The 15,154-nt window shown below is 60.2% G+C and carries 15 protein-coding genes; 13 read left to right on the forward strand and 2 right to left on the reverse strand.

Annotated features, from left to right (window positions below):
* Positions 1-63: 63 nt before the first annotated feature.
* The 9 genes from yegQ (at position 64) to K0B93_RS08560 (ending at position 8,455) form a co-directional block, all read left to right on the forward strand.
* Positions 64-1,383, forward strand: coding sequence for a tRNA 5-hydroxyuridine modification protein YegQ (gene yegQ, locus K0B93_RS08520; protein WP_219866800.1), 1,320 nt, complete (start codon positions 64-66; stop codon positions 1,381-1,383).
* A gap of 3 nt (positions 1,384-1,386) precedes the next feature.
* Entirely contained in the window at positions 1,387-1,833 is a 447-nt protein-coding gene (locus K0B93_RS08525; RefSeq protein ID WP_219866801.1) for a hypothetical protein, read from the forward strand.
* Between the two features lie 350 nt (positions 1,834-2,183).
* Positions 2,184-3,632, forward strand: coding sequence for a Fe-S cluster assembly protein SufB (sufB, locus tag K0B93_RS08530; protein WP_219866802.1), 1,449 nt, complete (start codon positions 2,184-2,186; stop codon positions 3,630-3,632).
* Positions 3,633-3,697: 65 nt separating this feature from the next.
* A complete protein-coding gene (gene sufC / locus K0B93_RS08535) occupies positions 3,698-4,471 on the forward strand; it encodes a Fe-S cluster assembly ATPase SufC (protein ID WP_219866803.1) in 774 nt (257 codons plus the stop codon).
* Between the two features lie 12 nt (positions 4,472-4,483).
* Complete coding sequence (sufD, locus tag K0B93_RS08540) at positions 4,484-5,770, forward strand: Fe-S cluster assembly protein SufD (protein ID WP_219866804.1); 1,287 nt, start codon at positions 4,484-4,486, stop codon at positions 5,768-5,770.
* Between the two features lie 6 nt (positions 5,771-5,776).
* The gene (locus tag K0B93_RS08545; protein ID WP_219866805.1) at positions 5,777-7,030 is read left to right on the forward strand and encodes an aminotransferase class V-fold PLP-dependent enzyme; all 1,254 of its coding nucleotides are present in this window, start codon (positions 5,777-5,779) and stop codon (positions 7,028-7,030) included.
* 13 nt (positions 7,031-7,043) lie between these two features.
* Positions 7,044-7,397 (forward strand): HesB/IscA family protein, encoded by a 354-nt coding sequence (locus K0B93_RS08550; protein WP_219866806.1) that lies wholly within the window; start codon positions 7,044-7,046, stop codon positions 7,395-7,397.
* A 57-nt stretch (positions 7,398-7,454) separates the two neighbouring features.
* On the forward strand, positions 7,455-7,997 hold the full coding sequence (gene sufT, locus K0B93_RS08555; RefSeq protein ID WP_219866807.1) for a putative Fe-S cluster assembly protein SufT: 543 nt from the start codon (positions 7,455-7,457) through the stop codon (positions 7,995-7,997).
* The gene (locus tag K0B93_RS08560; RefSeq protein WP_219866808.1) at positions 7,997-8,455 is read left to right on the forward strand and encodes a SufE family protein; all 459 of its coding nucleotides are present in this window, start codon (positions 7,997-7,999) and stop codon (positions 8,453-8,455) included. The genes sufT and K0B93_RS08560 overlap by 1 nt, the downstream gene beginning before the upstream one ends.
* A gap of 2 nt (positions 8,456-8,457) precedes the next feature.
* Here K0B93_RS08560 and K0B93_RS08565 read toward each other — a convergent pair whose 3' ends face one another.
* Positions 8,458-9,657, reverse strand: a complete 1,200-nt coding sequence (locus tag K0B93_RS08565; RefSeq protein WP_219866809.1) for a flagellar assembly protein T N-terminal domain-containing protein — start codon at positions 9,655-9,657, stop codon at positions 8,458-8,460.
* Positions 9,658-9,713: 56 nt separating this feature from the next.
* Entirely contained in the window at positions 9,714-10,250 is a 537-nt protein-coding gene (locus tag K0B93_RS08570) for an LPP20 family lipoprotein (protein WP_219866810.1), read from the reverse strand.
* 259 nt (positions 10,251-10,509) lie between these two features.
* Here K0B93_RS08570 and K0B93_RS08575 point away from each other — a divergent pair, with 259 nt between their 5' ends.
* From K0B93_RS08575 to K0B93_RS08590, 4 genes are all read left to right on the forward strand, one after another.
* Positions 10,510-11,811, forward strand: a complete 1,302-nt coding sequence (locus tag K0B93_RS08575) for a conjugal transfer protein TraF (protein ID WP_219866811.1) — start codon at positions 10,510-10,512, stop codon at positions 11,809-11,811.
* A gap of 138 nt (positions 11,812-11,949) precedes the next feature.
* A complete protein-coding gene (locus K0B93_RS08580; RefSeq protein WP_219866812.1) occupies positions 11,950-13,080 on the forward strand; it encodes a multifunctional CCA tRNA nucleotidyl transferase/2'3'-cyclic phosphodiesterase/2'nucleotidase/phosphatase in 1,131 nt (376 codons plus the stop codon).
* A gap of 9 nt (positions 13,081-13,089) precedes the next feature.
* Positions 13,090-13,836: a pteridine reductase gene (locus tag K0B93_RS08585; RefSeq protein WP_219866813.1), complete on the forward strand. Its 747-nt coding sequence runs from the start codon at positions 13,090-13,092 to the stop codon at positions 13,834-13,836.
* A gap of 134 nt (positions 13,837-13,970) precedes the next feature.
* The gene (locus K0B93_RS08590) at positions 13,971-15,149 is read left to right on the forward strand and encodes an acetyl-CoA C-acetyltransferase (protein WP_219866814.1); all 1,179 of its coding nucleotides are present in this window, start codon (positions 13,971-13,973) and stop codon (positions 15,147-15,149) included.
* Positions 15,150-15,154 lie beyond the last annotated feature (5 nt).

Below are 15,154 nucleotides of genomic sequence, written 5' to 3' on the forward strand. Positions count from 1 at the left end.
AGAATGCCTGCTTTTACCGAAATGACGCATACCGATTCCCCAGACCACCCCGTCGGAGCCAAGATGAATACCCCTGAACTGCTCGCCCCCGCCGGCACCCCGGCACACCTTGAAACCGCCTTCGCCTATGGTGCCGATGCGGTCTATGCCGGACAACCACGCTACTCCCTGAGGGTACGTAACAACAGTTTCAAAGACGTTGCAGCGCTTGGGGCGGGCATCAAGCGAGCTCATGCGCTCGGGAAAAGCTTCTACCTCGTGTCCAACATCGCGCCCCACAATGACAAGGTGCGCACCTACCTGAGGGATCTGGAGCCAGCGCTGGCCCTGCAACCAGACGCCCTGATCATGTCCGACCCCGGACTGATCATGCTGGTGCGGGAAAAATGGCCGGATCAGCCTATACATCTCTCGGTGCAGGCAAACGCCGTCAACTGGGCAACCGTCGAATTCTGGCGCCGACAGGGAATCAGTCGCGTCATCCTGTCCCGTGAACTGGCGCTCGATGAGATTCGCGAAATCCGGGAACGGGTGCCCGGGATGGAACTGGAGGTTTTTGTCCATGGCGCCCTGTGCATGGCCTATTCCGGACGCTGCCTGCTGTCCGGCTATATGAATCACCGGGACGCCAACCAGGGCGCCTGCACCAACGCGTGCCGGTGGAACTACAAAGAAGTCCAGTACAACCACGACCAGACCGGCGACCTGATCGCCACCTCCGCCGGCAACAGCGCCCAGGAAGTGGAGCCCAGGGAAATCCTGCTGGAAGAGCCAAACCGCCCCGGCGGCTTCATCCCCGCCTACGAGGACGAGCATGGCACCTACATCATGAATTCCAAAGACCTTCGCGCGGTCCAGCACGTGTCGGAGCTGGTCAAAATGGGCGTGCACTCCCTGAAAATCGAAGGTCGCACCAAGAGTACCTATTACGTTGCCCGAACCACCCAGGTCTACCGCCGCGCCATCAACGATGCACTGCAGGGCAAGAGCTTTGACATGGGGCTGATGGACCAACTGGAAGCCCTGTCGAACCGGGGCTACACTGAAGGCTTCCTCCGCCGGCATCCGCCGAAGGAGTACCAGTCTTACGAGCAGGGCTCATCGTCGCTCGGCACTCAACAGGTTGTCGGTGCCATCAAGGAAAACGACGGTCGGTGGCTGACCATTGAGGTCAAAAACCGGTTTGCACCGGGCGACCCGCTGGAGCTGATTACCCCGGCGGGAAATATCCGCTTCGCCGCGGCGGCGATGGAGACATTGAACGGGAGCAAAGTGGACTACGCTCCCGGCAGCGGTCACACCGTCCGGATACCCCGGCCTGAAGGAACACCGGCTAATCTGGATTTCAGCTACCTGACGCGACTTTTGCACACGGAGGTCTGACTCGTGCGCCCGACCATTTCATTGCTCACCCTGATCTGGCTGTTAATCGCCAGCTCCGTGACCCTCGCCGAAGTGCTCTCTACCCGCGAGGATATCCGGAAGCAAACCGGTTCGTTCATGGATATGATCGCCAGCGGTCGCATCGTCGCCGCATACAGCAGCCTGCGCCCCTACCTTGGTGTTGACTCAGGAGCCTACGACGATTCGGCCAAGGAAGCGGCCACCTACTTCCAACAGGTTCGGCAACAGGCTGGCGAACCTGTGGGCAGCTCGCACGTGGCAACGGAAATCATCGCCAGCGACTTCACCCGGGAAACCTGGTTGCAGAAGTTCGAGGCCGCCGCCATCGCCTGGCGCTTTACGTATTACCAGCCGGACGTAAGTGGCTGGAAACTGGTGGGCGTCAGTTACTCCACAGAGCTGGGCGACCTGTACCGCACTGCCGAATAGCAATTAGTCGAAGATCACGCCCAACCAATCGGCCCGATAACCACTCACTTGGTGCCGTCGCCCCTGATTACGGTATAATCACCGCTCGCGCAATTTAATACCTGACTATTTTACTATGGTATTGTATAATCGCTCGCCAGAAGCAGCGGGTTCCGCCGGTTTTTTACGTTTACAAACAACAGCCGGCCAACACAACCCGTCATCCAAAAACCGATTGCAGGGCGTACTCACGGAGTGAGCGATCACTGCAACACCCAAACTGATGACATCCGCCCGGTGGCCAGACAACACAGGCTGCCGGCACACCAAGGGCCAGATGGCCCGAGATGAGAGAATACGGAGCGACGATCATGGCGACCACCGACAAAGAGGTGAACGAGCTGATCAAACGGGAATATGAGCACGGTTTCGTGACCGACATCGAAGCCGATACGTTCGAACCCGGCCTGAATGAAGACGTAATCGCCCGCCTGTCCGGGATCAAGAAAGAACCGGAGTGGATGCTGGAGTGGCGTCTGAAAGCCTATCGTCGCTGGCTCGAGATGGACGAGCCGGACTGGGCGCATGTGGGTTACCCGAAAATCGATTACAACTCGATTTCCTACTATTCCGCGCCGAAGCGCAAGGAAGACATGCCCCAGAGCCTGGATGAAGTGGATCCTGAGCTGCTGAAAACCTATGAGAAGCTCGGTATCCCCCTGCACGAGCGGGAAAAGCTCGCAGGCGTTGCCGTGGATGCGGTCTTCGACTCGGTGTCCGTAGCCACCACCTTCAAGGAGCCTTTGGCCAAGGCTGGCGTCATCTTCTGCTCCATTTCTGAAGCGATTCAGGACTACCCGGAACTGGTCAAGAAGTACCTTGGGTCTGTGGTTCCTGCTGGCGATAACTTCTTCGCCGGCCTGAACTCGGCGGTCTTCTCCGACGGCACGTTCGTGTATGTTCCGAAGGGCGTGCGCTGCCCCATGGAACTGTCCACCTACTTCCGGATCAACGCGGCCAACACCGGCCAGTTTGAGCGCACCCTGATCATCGCCGAAGACAGCAGCTACGTCAGCTACCTTGAGGGCTGTACCGCGCCCATGCGCGACGAGAACCAGCTGCACGCGGCCGTGGTTGAACTGGTGGCGTTGGACGATGCCCAGATCAAGTATTCAACAGTGCAGAACTGGTACCCGGGCGACGAGGAAGGCAAAGGCGGCATCTTCAACTTTGTCACCAAGCGTGGAGCCTGCATCGGCAAGAACTCCAAGATTTCCTGGACCCAGGTGGAAACCGGTTCCGCGGTAACGTGGAAGTACCCGAGCTGCATCCTGCGCGGTGAAAACAGCGTGGGTGAGTTCTACTCGGTGGCGCTGACAAATAATTACCAGCAGGCCGACACCGGCACCAAGATGATTCACCTGGGCAAGAACACGTCCAGCACCATCATCTCCAAGGGTATCTCGGCCGGCAAGAGCTCCAACGCCTACCGCGGCCTGGTCAAGTTTGGCCCCGGGGCGGAAGGTGCGCGCAACTTTACCCAGTGTGACTCGCTGCTGATCGGCGACCGCTGCGGCGCGCACACCTTCCCGTACATCGAAAGCAAGAACAAGTCCGCCATCGTCGAGCACGAAGCCACCACCTCCAAGGTCAGTGACGAGCAGATGTTCCTCTGCCGCCAGCGTGGCATCGAACCGGAGCAGGCCGTGTCCATGATCGTCAACGGTTTCTGCAAAGAGGTATTCAAGGAACTCCCGATGGAGTTCGCGGTGGAAGCCGGCAAGCTGCTCGAGGTGAGCCTGGAAGGCTCCGTCGGTTAAAGGCGGCGATCCCGGACACACAGATAAACGAATTCATACAGATTAACGAAGAGAGAACCCCACAAATGCTGAGCATCAAGAACCTGCACGCATCCGTTGAGGGCAAAGAAATCCTCAAGGGTATCAACCTGGAGATCAAGGCCGGGGAAGTTCATGCCATCATGGGCCCGAACGGCTCGGGTAAGAGTACCCTGTCCCAGGTGCTGGCAGGCAACGAAGCATTTGAAGTCACCAGCGGTGAGGTCACCCTCAACGGCGAAAACCTGCTCGACCTGGAGACCGAAGAACGGGCCCGCGAAGGCATTTTCCTTGCGTTCCAGTATCCGGTAGAAATTCCCGGCGTGAGCAACCTTCAGTTCCTGCGCACCGCGGTCAATGCCATGCGCGCCCACAAGGGCGAACCGGAAATGAACGCAGCCGAATTCATGAAGCTAGCGAAGGAGGTCTCGAAGCAGGTGGATCTTGACCCGGCCTTCCTCAAACGCGGCGTCAACGAAGGTTTCTCCGGCGGCGAGAAGAAGCGTAACGAAATCATGCAGGCACTCCTGTTACAGCCGAAGCTGGCGATTCTGGACGAAACCGACTCCGGCCTCGACATCGACGCCCTGCAGGTCGTATCCAAAGGCGTTAACGCGCTGCGGGCCGAAGATCGCGCCATTCTCATGGTTACGCACTACCAGCGCCTGCTTAACCACATCGTGCCGGACCACGTGCATGTTCTGGCCGGCGGCAAGATTGTCAAATCCGGCGGCCGTGAACTGGCCCTGGAACTGGAAGAGCGCGGCTACGGCTGGCTGGGCATCAAGGATGAAGAAACTGCCGACAGTTCAGCCAACTAAGGAGACCGTGGAATGAAACCCGCACCGACTCTTTCCACCGCGTTTCTGCGCCCGGCCGGACAATCCCTGCCGGAACCTCTGCTGGCCCTGCGCAAGCAACGCGGCACAGCGCTGGTCGACATGCCGCTGCCAACGCGGAAAACGGAAAACTGGAAGTATTCCAGCAAATACCTGAAGTTGACCGACGACATGGCCATTTCCCTGCCAGCCGACGGTAAGGCCGGCAGCAGTCTCGCGGTGCCCGGTTACAAGGTGGTCTTCCTGAACGGCGTGATGATGCCGGAGGCAAGCGAATACCCGGATCTCGACGGCATCTCCATCCAGAGTTTCGGCGACCTTTCCGACGAGGAAGCAACCGAGCTGGCCGACCGTCTGGACAGTACGCTCGACAACAAAGCCGTGCAGATGGCCCGACTGAATTCGGCCCGCTTCGAGGATGGCCTGCTGATCCGCCTGAAACCGGACGCAGTTCTCGACCAGCCGCTGTTTATTGTCCACGAAGTCACCGCAAGCGCGAGCGGCTCGGCGTTCCCCCGGGTTTTTGTGGATGCCGGCCGGAACAGCCAGATCACCCTCGTTGAGGAGTACATCTCCAGCGGTTCGGAAACCGTGATGGTCAACACGGTGACAGAATTCAACGTGGCCGAAGGTGCCAATATCACCAGCGTCCGCCTGAACATGGAAGGCGAGAACGTTCAGCACATCGGCGCCACTGGCGTCCGCCAGCAACGCAGCTCCCGCTTTGAGAGCCACTGCGTTGGTTTTGGCGGCCCCCTGCGCCGCCACGATCTGCAGGTTCGCCTGGAAGGTGAAGGCGCAGAGTGCAAGCTCAACGGAGTGGTGGTTACTCAGGGCAAGCAGCACTATGACAACCACACCAACATCGAGCATGTCGCGGCCCACTGCAACAGCGAAGAGACCTATCGCAATATCGCGGCCGACCAGTCTCACGCGGTCTTCAACGGCCGCATTCACATCCACCAGGACGCCCAGAAGTCCAATGCGGATATGAACAACAAAAACCTGCTGTTGTCTAATGGTGCAGAGATCGATACCAAGCCGGAGCTGGAGATCTACGCGGACGATGTGAAGTGTGCCCACGGTGCCACCATCGGCCAGCTGGACGAAATATCCCTGTTCTACCTGGTCTCCCGCGGTATTGGCCGGCGCGAGGCTAACGTGCTGTTAACCATGGCCTTCATCAATGAGCTGGTCGAACAGATTCCGGTAGAAGCGGTACGTGAGACCGCACAAACCCGGCTGAACCAGTTCTTCGACCAGACCTTCGAGGAGGCGTAACCGGTTATGACGGATCTGTCCGTGGCAAACGCAGCCAACAAACCGGCGTTCGACGTAGACGCCGTACGCCGGGACTTTCCTATCCTGTCACAACAGGTGAACGGGAAGCCGCTGGTGTATCTGGACAATGGCGCCTCGGCCCAGAAGCCGGAGGCAGTTCTGGATGCCATGGACCGTTACTATCGGGAAATGCACTCCAACGTTCACCGGGGCGCGCATACGCTCGGGGACAGGGCGACGGCTGCGTTCGAAGGTGCCCGGGAAACCGTTCGCAGCTTCCTTAACGCCGAAAGCACACGGGAAATCATCTGGACCCGCGGCACCACCGAGGCCATCAACCTGGTGGCGAACGGGCTGGCCGCACGCTTGAAGCCCGGCGATGAGATTCTGGTCAGCCAGATGGAGCATCACGCCAACATTGTGCCCTGGCAGATGATTGCCGAACGTACCGGCGCGAAGGTGGTGCCGATCCAGATCACGCCGGATGGCGAGTTGGACCTGGAATCCTTCACCAGCCTGCTGAACAAGCGCACCCGGATCTTTGCCATCACCCACGTCTCCAACGTTCTGGGCACGGTTAATCCGGTGGCTGCCCTGGTCGAGCAGGCCAAGTCCCTGGGAATTCTTACGTTGGTGGACGGCGCCCAGGCGGTTCCGCACTATCAGCCGGATGTGCAGGCACTGGGTTGCGACTTTTACGTGTTTTCCTCCCATAAGATGTTTGGCCCGACCGGTATCGGCGTACTCTACGGCAAGGCTCAGCTTCTGGAGGAAATGCCGCCCTATCAGGGCGGTGGCGAAATGATTGAGCGGGTGTCGTTCGAGCGCACCACCTGGAACACCCTGCCCTACAAATTCGAGGCCGGCACCCCCGCCATCGCCGAAGCGGTGGGCCTGGGCGCCGCCATTGACTACCTGAATCGTCTCGACAGACAGGCCATGGAGGCGGCGGAAGCCAACCTGCTTGAGCGAGCCAACCAACTGGTCGAGACCGTGCCGGGTATGGAAATCATTGGTACCGCGAAACAGAAAGTGCCTGTGATGTCCTTTAAAATCGCCGGCCTGCACCCCAGTGATATCGGTACGCTGCTGGATCAGCAGGGCATCGCCATTCGCACCGGCCATCACTGCGCCATGCCCTTGATGGATTTCTATGGAGTTCCCGGTACTGCCCGGGCCTCATTTGCGTTCTACAATACGTTGGACGAGGTGGAACAATTGTTCACCGCCCTGCAGAAAGTCCAGCGCCTGTTTGCCTGATGGAGGTGGAATTATGACAGCCGAAGTCTTCACCCCGACCGTCGCCGTCACCATGACGCCCAGCGCGGTCAAGCACGTGCGCAAACAACTCGACAAAAAGCCGGAGGCCAAGGGCATCCGGCTGGCCATCAGGAAAAGTGGCTGCTCCGGTTTCAAGTACGAGACCCAGTGGGTCGAGGAAGCCGCCGCCGACGACAAGATTTTCCATATTGATGGCGTCGATGTGTTTGTCAAAGAGGAACACTTACCCCTGGTCAACGGGATCGAGATCGATTTCGTGACTGAAGGAGTGAATTCCGTCTTCCAGTTCCGCAATCCGAATGCCACCGCCGAGTGTGGCTGCGGGGAAAGTTTCACCGTCGCCTGAGTCCGGTTGAATCAAGCTCTCGGGCAGACAACAGATAACAGAGAGGCCAGTCTGGGCATGCAAGAACGGGAAGTGGTCCTGACCAAACGCGAGGTGGAAGCCCGCCTTGTTCCCGCCGGAACTGAAATCATGATCCCGGCCGACACCTTTGTGACCATTACACAGTCACTGGGCGGCACTTTCACCGTAGCGGTTAACGGCAACCTTGCCCGCATCGAAGGCCACGACGCCGATGCGCTCGGAAAACAACCCCTGGAAAGCAGCTTCGAGACCCCCGAGGATGGGACCGTCAACGAGAACCAGGTGTGGGAAGCCCTGCGCAACTGCTACGACCCGGAAATCCCGGTAAACGTTGTGGATCTCGGGCTGATCTACGAATGTCAGATCAACAATGGCACCGACGACGGTAACCATGTCTACATCAAGATGACACTGACCGCCGCCGGCTGCGGCATGGGTCCGGTGATCTGTGAAGATGTCCGGTGCAAGGTCGAACACGTTCCCAATGTGGACAAGGTAACCGTGGACCTGACGTTTGATCCGCCGTGGAGCAACGACATGCTCACCGACGAAGCCAAGCTCGAACTGGGAATGCTGTAATGACCGCTAGCGAACAGGACTTCAAGAACAACCCGCTGGGCACCGAAACCACCCTTGACGATGTCACCGATGCGTTCGAGTTTCTCGACGATTGGGAAGAACGTTACGCGTACATCATTGACCTGGGCAAACAACTGCCTGCGTTTCCGGACGAAGCCCGTGTGGAAGAGAATTACGTGCATGGCTGCCAGAGCCAGGTCTGGCTGATCCATTACTTCGACGAAGACAGTGGCAAGCTGTATCTGCTGATCGATTCCGACGCGATGATCGTTCGCGGGCTTGCGGCCATCATCCTGGTGGCGCTGAACGGAAAATCTCCGAGAGAGTTGTTGACCACGGACATCGACGAGCTGTTCGAGAGCCTGGATCTGTTCCGCCACATCTCCCCGACCCGCGGCAACGGCCTGCGCGCCATGGTTGGCAAGATTCGCGACATCGCTGCGGCGGAAGCGGCCTGACCTCACCAGACGATGGCGATGTCGTCCCGCTGGATGTTCACCTGGGTGCCGATAGTCGGCATGCGACCGTTACTGAAATCCGGGTGCACGTTGTTCAGCGTTACCGAAAGCTTTGCATCCCGAAGCTCCGGGGTATCACCCAGGGAATCGAAGTAGCGAGCGCTACGGTACAGATGCAGCTCATCGCCCGGACGCAGGCCCGCCGTTGCTCCCGAGGCGAGAGTCACGGTATGGCCGTCAACGCGGGTAACCCGGGTCATGAACGGCTGACATGCCAGCGCACCGCTGACTTCCCGAACCATCTGATCAAGCACGCCGTTCACTGCCTGACCGTAGGCCGTATGCTGGAACCCCGATGAACCGAATCCGTCCGACGCACCCGGCCCGGCATCCCATTCGGCCGTCGCCGAAAACTGTTGCTGGAAAACCGGCGACCCGCTGAACCCGTCGAAGATCATCAGATCCACCACAAAGCGCCGGTTCTGATCAACCGCACCAATACCTCGCTGCACCCGGTCCAGCACCGAGGTGCCCCAGGCCGAGGGATCGGCAACTCCGAGATCACGTATGACCCCGGTCACCACAAACTGTGCCCCCAATTCGCGAGCGAGCTGAAGCACGTTGGTCAGGCGGTTATCTCCCTGCTGCACCGTGGGGGCATTGAGCAGATCGTCGAACATCCGGGTAGTGGTTGCTCCGAAAACCTGGAGCTCATTGCCCGCGCGCAGCCGGTCCTGAAGCTGTTGCGGCAAGACCTCGCCGGCATCATCAATTCGACCGATCCGGGCCTGGTCAGGATACAGCACCGGGAACCCTGTGATTGCCACACGCTTTCTCAAACCGGCCGCCGCACCCACGCCGCAACGACTCCCCTGGCCTTCCGACATCTCCGCGCGCACTGTCACCCTTAGCAGATTTCCGCTCCGGTATTCGTCGACAACACGGGCGTTGCGGGCCCTCGCACTGGCCGCAACCTGCATGTGGGATTCGGTGACCACGCCATTTTCCATCGTGTCCCGGGTACTGACCCGGGCTTCATACTGCAGCGCCAGATCACGCAGGGCTGCCTGACGGGCATCGGCGCGCGCCGATTCCAGGTCGCCATGAACGATGGTACCGTGCCCGACACCCTCCAGTACTATGGCCTGAACAGTGCCAGCGGATACCAGGGTCATCGCCAGCAGAATGCATCGAAGTATCATGAAAAAAAGCCTCAAAATGCCCGCGTATCACCGATTCTGACGGGCCCGATTGCCGGTCAGTCCAGATAGTACAGGGAGTCAACCCCCCTGCTCTGCACGTCGCCGATACTGTCGTTATCGCGGGGCATGGGTATCGGGCACAGATCCTGGACCTGATCATCCGCGACCTTTGACACACAGGCACGGAACCTGGGCTCCAGTTTCAGCTCCATAACGGTTTCAACCACGCCGTCACTGTGCTCATTCACCGCCACCATCTTGGCGCCGCGAATATAGCTGTCGACGTAGGTGCGGAAGGTGTCGTTGCGCAGGACAAAATCGTTCACCGTTGAGCTGCCATATATCACGGTTCCGTAGACACGCTCTGCCAGGTTGCGATAGGCGTCGAGCTGGGATGCCCGCCGGGCCAGCAATCGCTTGCGGGTGTTCAAACGGTCCCTGGAGGCATCCTCATAGGTTCCGAAACCGCTGACCCGGACGGTGATCGGCTCCAGTTGGGCGTCTCGCTGATCCGCGTCCTGATACCCGCCATTTGACGCACATGCCCCGAGGGCCAGGGCAAGAACGGGAACGGCTATCTTGCGAAGGTTCATTGTCACTCTCCGAAAACATCATTTCGGGGTCGCCATGAAAGATTCGCGCCAGTTTCCATAAGCCACTGATATACCTGAATGGACATCGGTTCAAGCCCTACGCCGGATTCCGGAGCGGCAAAAAACTGCCTCCGTTTACATATCAAAAACAAACCGTTACCGCTTAGGACGTGTTCTGGTCCTGGTTCTACTCTAACCTCCTATTTATCCGCCAATTACCGGAAGTTTTACCCGTTTTTCGCAACAGGATCCCCAATAAATGCACAACAATCGTCTGCCCCAACTCTCTCTGGCCATTGGCCTGTCCGTCGTCTCCGCCTCCGCGCTGGCCAGCCCTCAGCAATTCATGTCGGCCCGTTCCTTCGCGATGGGCGGCACCGGTGTGGCGATCGCCCACCCGGCAGACGCAGCCGCCACCAACCCGGCCATGATGGCGGGCAACCATCACGACTGGTCGGACGATTTCGGCCTGATACTGCCCTCGGTCAACGCCCGGGCCGCGGATGAGGAAGAGACCGTTGACCAGGTCGACGACATCCAGGATGTGATTGGCCAGTTCGAATCGGCGATTTCCGGTTTTGACCCGAACACCGATGCCCCCCAGAGCATTCAGGACAGTGCCGCCGATCTCCGGGATCGTCTGGTGGCCTTTGACAAGGACACCGTCCGGGGCAATGCCGGACTGGGACTGGCCCTGGCAGTGCCCAGCAAAACTGTCTCGGTCGGCTTTTTCACCAACGCCAACCTGACGGCCACGGTTCGTGGTGAGCTCTCCGACAACGACGAAGCGCTGTTGGACGCCGTAGCCACTGCCGCCACGGCACAGGACGTCGACAACGCCCTGGATCTGGTGACCAATCCCGACGGCAGCGTGCAGCTCGACTCCCGGGCACGGATTCTGGCCTCAGCAGTCGGGGAAGCCGGCATCAGTTTTGCCCGCCAGTTTGAGCTGAACAACGGCAACCGGTTCCAACTCGGCCTGTCGCCCAAGTATGTGGAACTTCGCACGTTCCAGTACACCGAAACGGTTTCCGGCTTTGAAGACGACAACTTCGATGCCGATGAGAACCAGACCGACAAGAGCGGCTTCAACGTCGACATCGGCGCCGCCTACCGGTTTGGGGAGGACCGCCAGTGGAACGCCGGACTAACCATCAAGAACCTGATCCCGATGGAACTGGATTCTGCTCAGAGCAAGCCGGCCCTTGAGCAACAGTACACTCTAAAACTCGACCCGATGGTCACCGCGGGTATCGCCCACATCGGCGAATACCACGTCATCACCGCCGAACTCGACCTGACCAAAAAGGAGGCGTTCGGCTACGAGGACGATACCCAGTGGCTGGCTCTCGGCGCGGAATTCGACGTCTACCACTATGCCCAGCTGCGTGTCGGGGTCCGCCAGAATCTCGCCAGCAATGACGATAACGACGGCATCGAGGAAAAAACCCAGTTCACCGCCGGTCTCGGCCTGAACCTGATGGGGGTACGCATGGATCTGGGCGCACTTGTCAGCGACGCGGACGTAGGTGCAGCCCTGGAGTTCGGCACGGCATTCTGACCTCAGACTCCATCTTTACGAAAGCCCGACCGGCTTTGACCGGCCGGGCTTTTTTATGACTGGCATCGCCGGTTTGCCTCGCACTGCCCTGACCCGGATAATCCCCCGAACGACAACGTGAGAGGAAACAGCCCGTTCATGCAAACCTATCTGGTTGGTGGTGCCGTCCGTGATGAACTCCTGGGCCTGGAGGTCAAGGACCGTGACTGGGTTGTGGTTGGCGCCACTCCAGACGACATGCTGAAGCGGGGGTTCAAACAGGTGGGGGCTGACTTCCCGGTCTTTCTCCACCCTGCGTCCCGCGAGGAATATGCCCTGGCCCGCACTGAGCGCAAACAGGGGCACGGCTACCACGGCTTCAGCGTGTACAGCGCCCCCGACGTTACGCTGGAGGACGACCTCAAGCGTCGCGACCTCACCATTAATGCCATGGCCAAAAGCGAACAGGGACAGATCGTCGACCCCTTCCATGGCCAGCAGGATATCGACAGGCGCCTGTTGCGGCATGTCTCCGCCGCATTTACGGAAGACCCGCTGCGCATTCTGAGAACGGCGAGGTTTGCTGCGCGCTTCCGGCCCCTGGGATTCCAGGTGTGCGAAGAAACCATGAGCCTGATGCGCCGGATGGTGGCGGACGGAGAAGTCGAGCATCTGGTGCCCGAGCGGGTATGGCAGGAGGTCCAGCGGGCCCTGCACGAACAGGAGCCCGGCACCTTCTTCGAAGTCCTCCGGGATTGCGGCGCGCTCGCCAGCCTGATGCCGGAACTGACGCCGGACAGCCGGTTTGAACAGGCCATGGCGGCGCTTCGCTGCATCCATCGCGAGCTCGGCTCAACCGAAGAACGCGTCGCCGCCTTGATGTCGCCTCTCCCCAAGCAGGAGTGCGAGCGACGCATGGCCGCGCTGAAGGCACCGAACGACTGCCAGAATCTGGCCCGCCTCGTCGCCGAATTCATCCCGGCGATCGACAACCCGGATGCCACTTCAACAGGCACGATCACGGCCGAGAACCTGCTTTCGTTACTTGACGTCGCCGACCTCTGGCGCCGGCCCGAACGATTCGTGTCGTTGCTGAAGGTGCTGGCGTGCGCGCTGCCCCAACCGGAACGGCCAATTGTCCAGCGGCTGGAACAGGCCGCGGACGCGGCCTCCGGCGTCGAGCCAAAAGCGCTGATGGCCCAGGGGTTCAAGGGTAAGGCACTGGGTGAAGCAATCCGCCATGAGCGCCTGCGTCGTATAGAGCAGGCACTGTCCCACTCTTCAACCTGAGGAACGATCATGGCCGATACCGCTCCCGTTGCCCTGGTGACCGGCGCCGCCCACCGACTGGGCGCCCGCACTGCCAAGACCCTGCATGACCGCGGCTGGAACCTTGTTATCCACTACCGCAGCCGGCGGGAACAGGCCGATGCGCTGGCAGACAGCCTGAACCGGAGTCGCCCCGAGTCAGCCACCGCCCTGCAGGCAGACCTGAGCGACCTCGATCAGGTCCGGAACCTGGGTGAAGCAGGAGCCGCCCGGTGGGGCCGGCTGGACGGGCTGGTAAACAACGCGTCCGTGTTTTATCCAAACGCCACGCCGGAAGCGAAGCCGGAGGACTGGGACACCATCCTCCACACCAACCTGAGGGCACCGTTTTTCCTGCTGCAGGCGTGCCTTCCGGCCCTTCGTGAACGGGGCGGCTGCGTGGTCAATATGATCGACATCTATAGCGAGAAACCGTTGGCTGACCACCCGTTGTATTGCGCAAGCAAAGCCGGGCTCGCCGCGCTGACCCGATCCTGGGCCACAGACCTGGCACCGGCAATCCGTGTCAACGGAGTGTCGCCCGGAGCAATCCTCTGGCCGGAAGGCGATGCCGCAGTGAACGACAGTCATCAGCAGAGAATCCTCGACAAGACGCCGCTGGCGAGGACCGGTCATCCCGATGACATCGCCCGGACCATTGCCTTTCTTATGTGCGATGCGCCGTTTGTCACCGGCCAGATCCTGCCGGTGGATGGCGGCCGCAGTCTCAACATGTAACTGCCGGGGTCGTCTCAGTCCCCTGCTTTGGTCTCTTTGGCCGTCAGGTGGTTTCCGGATACAATGCCCGCAGATTCCCATTCTGTCCGCGCGGTCACCCTCGGGATCCGCGCCCAATAAACCGGAGAACTCCCATGCGTGATGTCGTCATCGTTGCAGCCAAGCGTACCGCCATCGGAACCTTCGGCGGTGGCCTTTCCAGCCTGAGCGCCGACCAGCTTGGCACCGCCGTGATCAAGGCCATCCTGGAAGAGACCGGCGTTGCCGGTGACCAGGTGAATGAGGTGGTTCTCGGCCAGGTACTGACCGCGGGCTGTGGCCAGAACCCCGCCCGCCAATCTTCAATCAACGCAGGCATCCCCGCGTCCGTGCCGGCCATGACCATCAATAAGGTCTGCGGCTCTGGCCTGAAAGCCGTCCATATGGCCGTCCAGGCAATCCGCTGCGGCGACGCCGAACTGATGATTGCCGGCGGCCAGGAGAGCATGAGCCAGGCTCCCCACGTCCTGCCCAACAGCCGCAATGGCCAGCGCATGGGCAACTGGACCATGATCGACACCATGATTACCGATGGCCTTTGGGATGCCTTCAATGATTACCACATGGGCATTACTGCCGAGAACATCGTAGAAAAATACGGCATCAGCCGGGAGGAACAGGACGAGTTTGCCGCCGCCTCCCAGCAAAAAGCCGTCGCCGCCCGGGAAGCTGGCTACTTTGATGGCCAGATCGTTCCGATCCCGGTTCCCCAGCGCAAGGGTGATCCTGTAATCGTGGACAAGGACGAGGGTCCCCGCGCTGGTGTGACGGCCGATAGCCTGGGCAAACTGCGCCCGGCCTTCAAGAAGGATGGCACGGTCACTGCCGCCAATGCGTCGTCCCTGAACGATGGCGCCGCCGCCGTCATGGTCTGCAGCGCCGACAAGGCCAGGGAGCTCGGTCTCACTCCGCTTGTCACCATCAAGGCCCACGCCAATGCCGGCGTTGATCCGACTATCATGGGAACCGGCCCGATTCCGGCCAGCCAGCGTTGTCTGAAACTGGCCGGCTGGAGCGTCGATGATCTGGACCTTGTGGAAGCCAACGAGGCCTTTGCCGCCCAGGCCATCTCCGTTAATCGGGGTCTGGGCTGGGACACCAGCAAGGTGAATGTAAATGGCGGTGCCATTGCACTGGGCCACCCGATCGGCGCCTCTGGCTGCCGGATCCTGGTGTCCCTGCTGCATGAAATGGTGCGTCGCGATGCCCACAAGGGCCTCGCCACCCTGTGCATCGGTGGCGGCATGGGCGTTGCCCTGGCTGTCGAGCGCTAGACGCG

It is taken from the genome of Marinobacter sp. F4218, assembly GCF_019443085.1.
GTDB classification, from domain to species: Bacteria; Pseudomonadota; Gammaproteobacteria; order Pseudomonadales; family Oleiphilaceae; genus Marinobacter; species Marinobacter albus.

Coding starts and splice junctions, on each gene's coding strand:
- yegQ (WP_219866800.1), top strand. CDS start 64: ATGAATACCCCTGAACTGCTCGCCCCCGCCGGCACCCCGGCACACCTT.
- sufB (WP_219866802.1), top strand. CDS start 2,184: ATGGCGACCACCGACAAAGAGGTGAACGAGCTGATCAAACGGGAATAT.
- sufC (WP_219866803.1), top strand. CDS start 3,698: ATGCTGAGCATCAAGAACCTGCACGCATCCGTTGAGGGCAAAGAAATC.
- sufD (WP_219866804.1), top strand. CDS start 4,484: ATGAAACCCGCACCGACTCTTTCCACCGCGTTTCTGCGCCCGGCCGGA.
- K0B93_RS08545 (WP_219866805.1), top strand. CDS start 5,777: ATGACGGATCTGTCCGTGGCAAACGCAGCCAACAAACCGGCGTTCGAC.
- K0B93_RS08550 (WP_219866806.1), top strand. CDS start 7,044: ATGACAGCCGAAGTCTTCACCCCGACCGTCGCCGTCACCATGACGCCC.
- sufT (WP_219866807.1), top strand. CDS start 7,455: ATGCAAGAACGGGAAGTGGTCCTGACCAAACGCGAGGTGGAAGCCCGC.
- K0B93_RS08560 (WP_219866808.1), top strand. CDS start 7,997: ATGACCGCTAGCGAACAGGACTTCAAGAACAACCCGCTGGGCACCGAA.
- K0B93_RS08565 (WP_219866809.1), bottom strand. CDS start 9,657: ATGATACTTCGATGCATTCTGCTGGCGATGACCCTGGTATCCGCTGGC.
- K0B93_RS08570 (WP_219866810.1), bottom strand. CDS start 10,250: ATGAACCTTCGCAAGATAGCCGTTCCCGTTCTTGCCCTGGCCCTCGGG.
- K0B93_RS08575 (WP_219866811.1), top strand. CDS start 10,510: ATGCACAACAATCGTCTGCCCCAACTCTCTCTGGCCATTGGCCTGTCC.
- K0B93_RS08580 (WP_219866812.1), top strand. CDS start 11,950: ATGCAAACCTATCTGGTTGGTGGTGCCGTCCGTGATGAACTCCTGGGC.
- K0B93_RS08585 (WP_219866813.1), top strand. CDS start 13,090: ATGGCCGATACCGCTCCCGTTGCCCTGGTGACCGGCGCCGCCCACCGA.
- K0B93_RS08590 (WP_219866814.1), top strand. CDS start 13,971: ATGCGTGATGTCGTCATCGTTGCAGCCAAGCGTACCGCCATCGGAACC.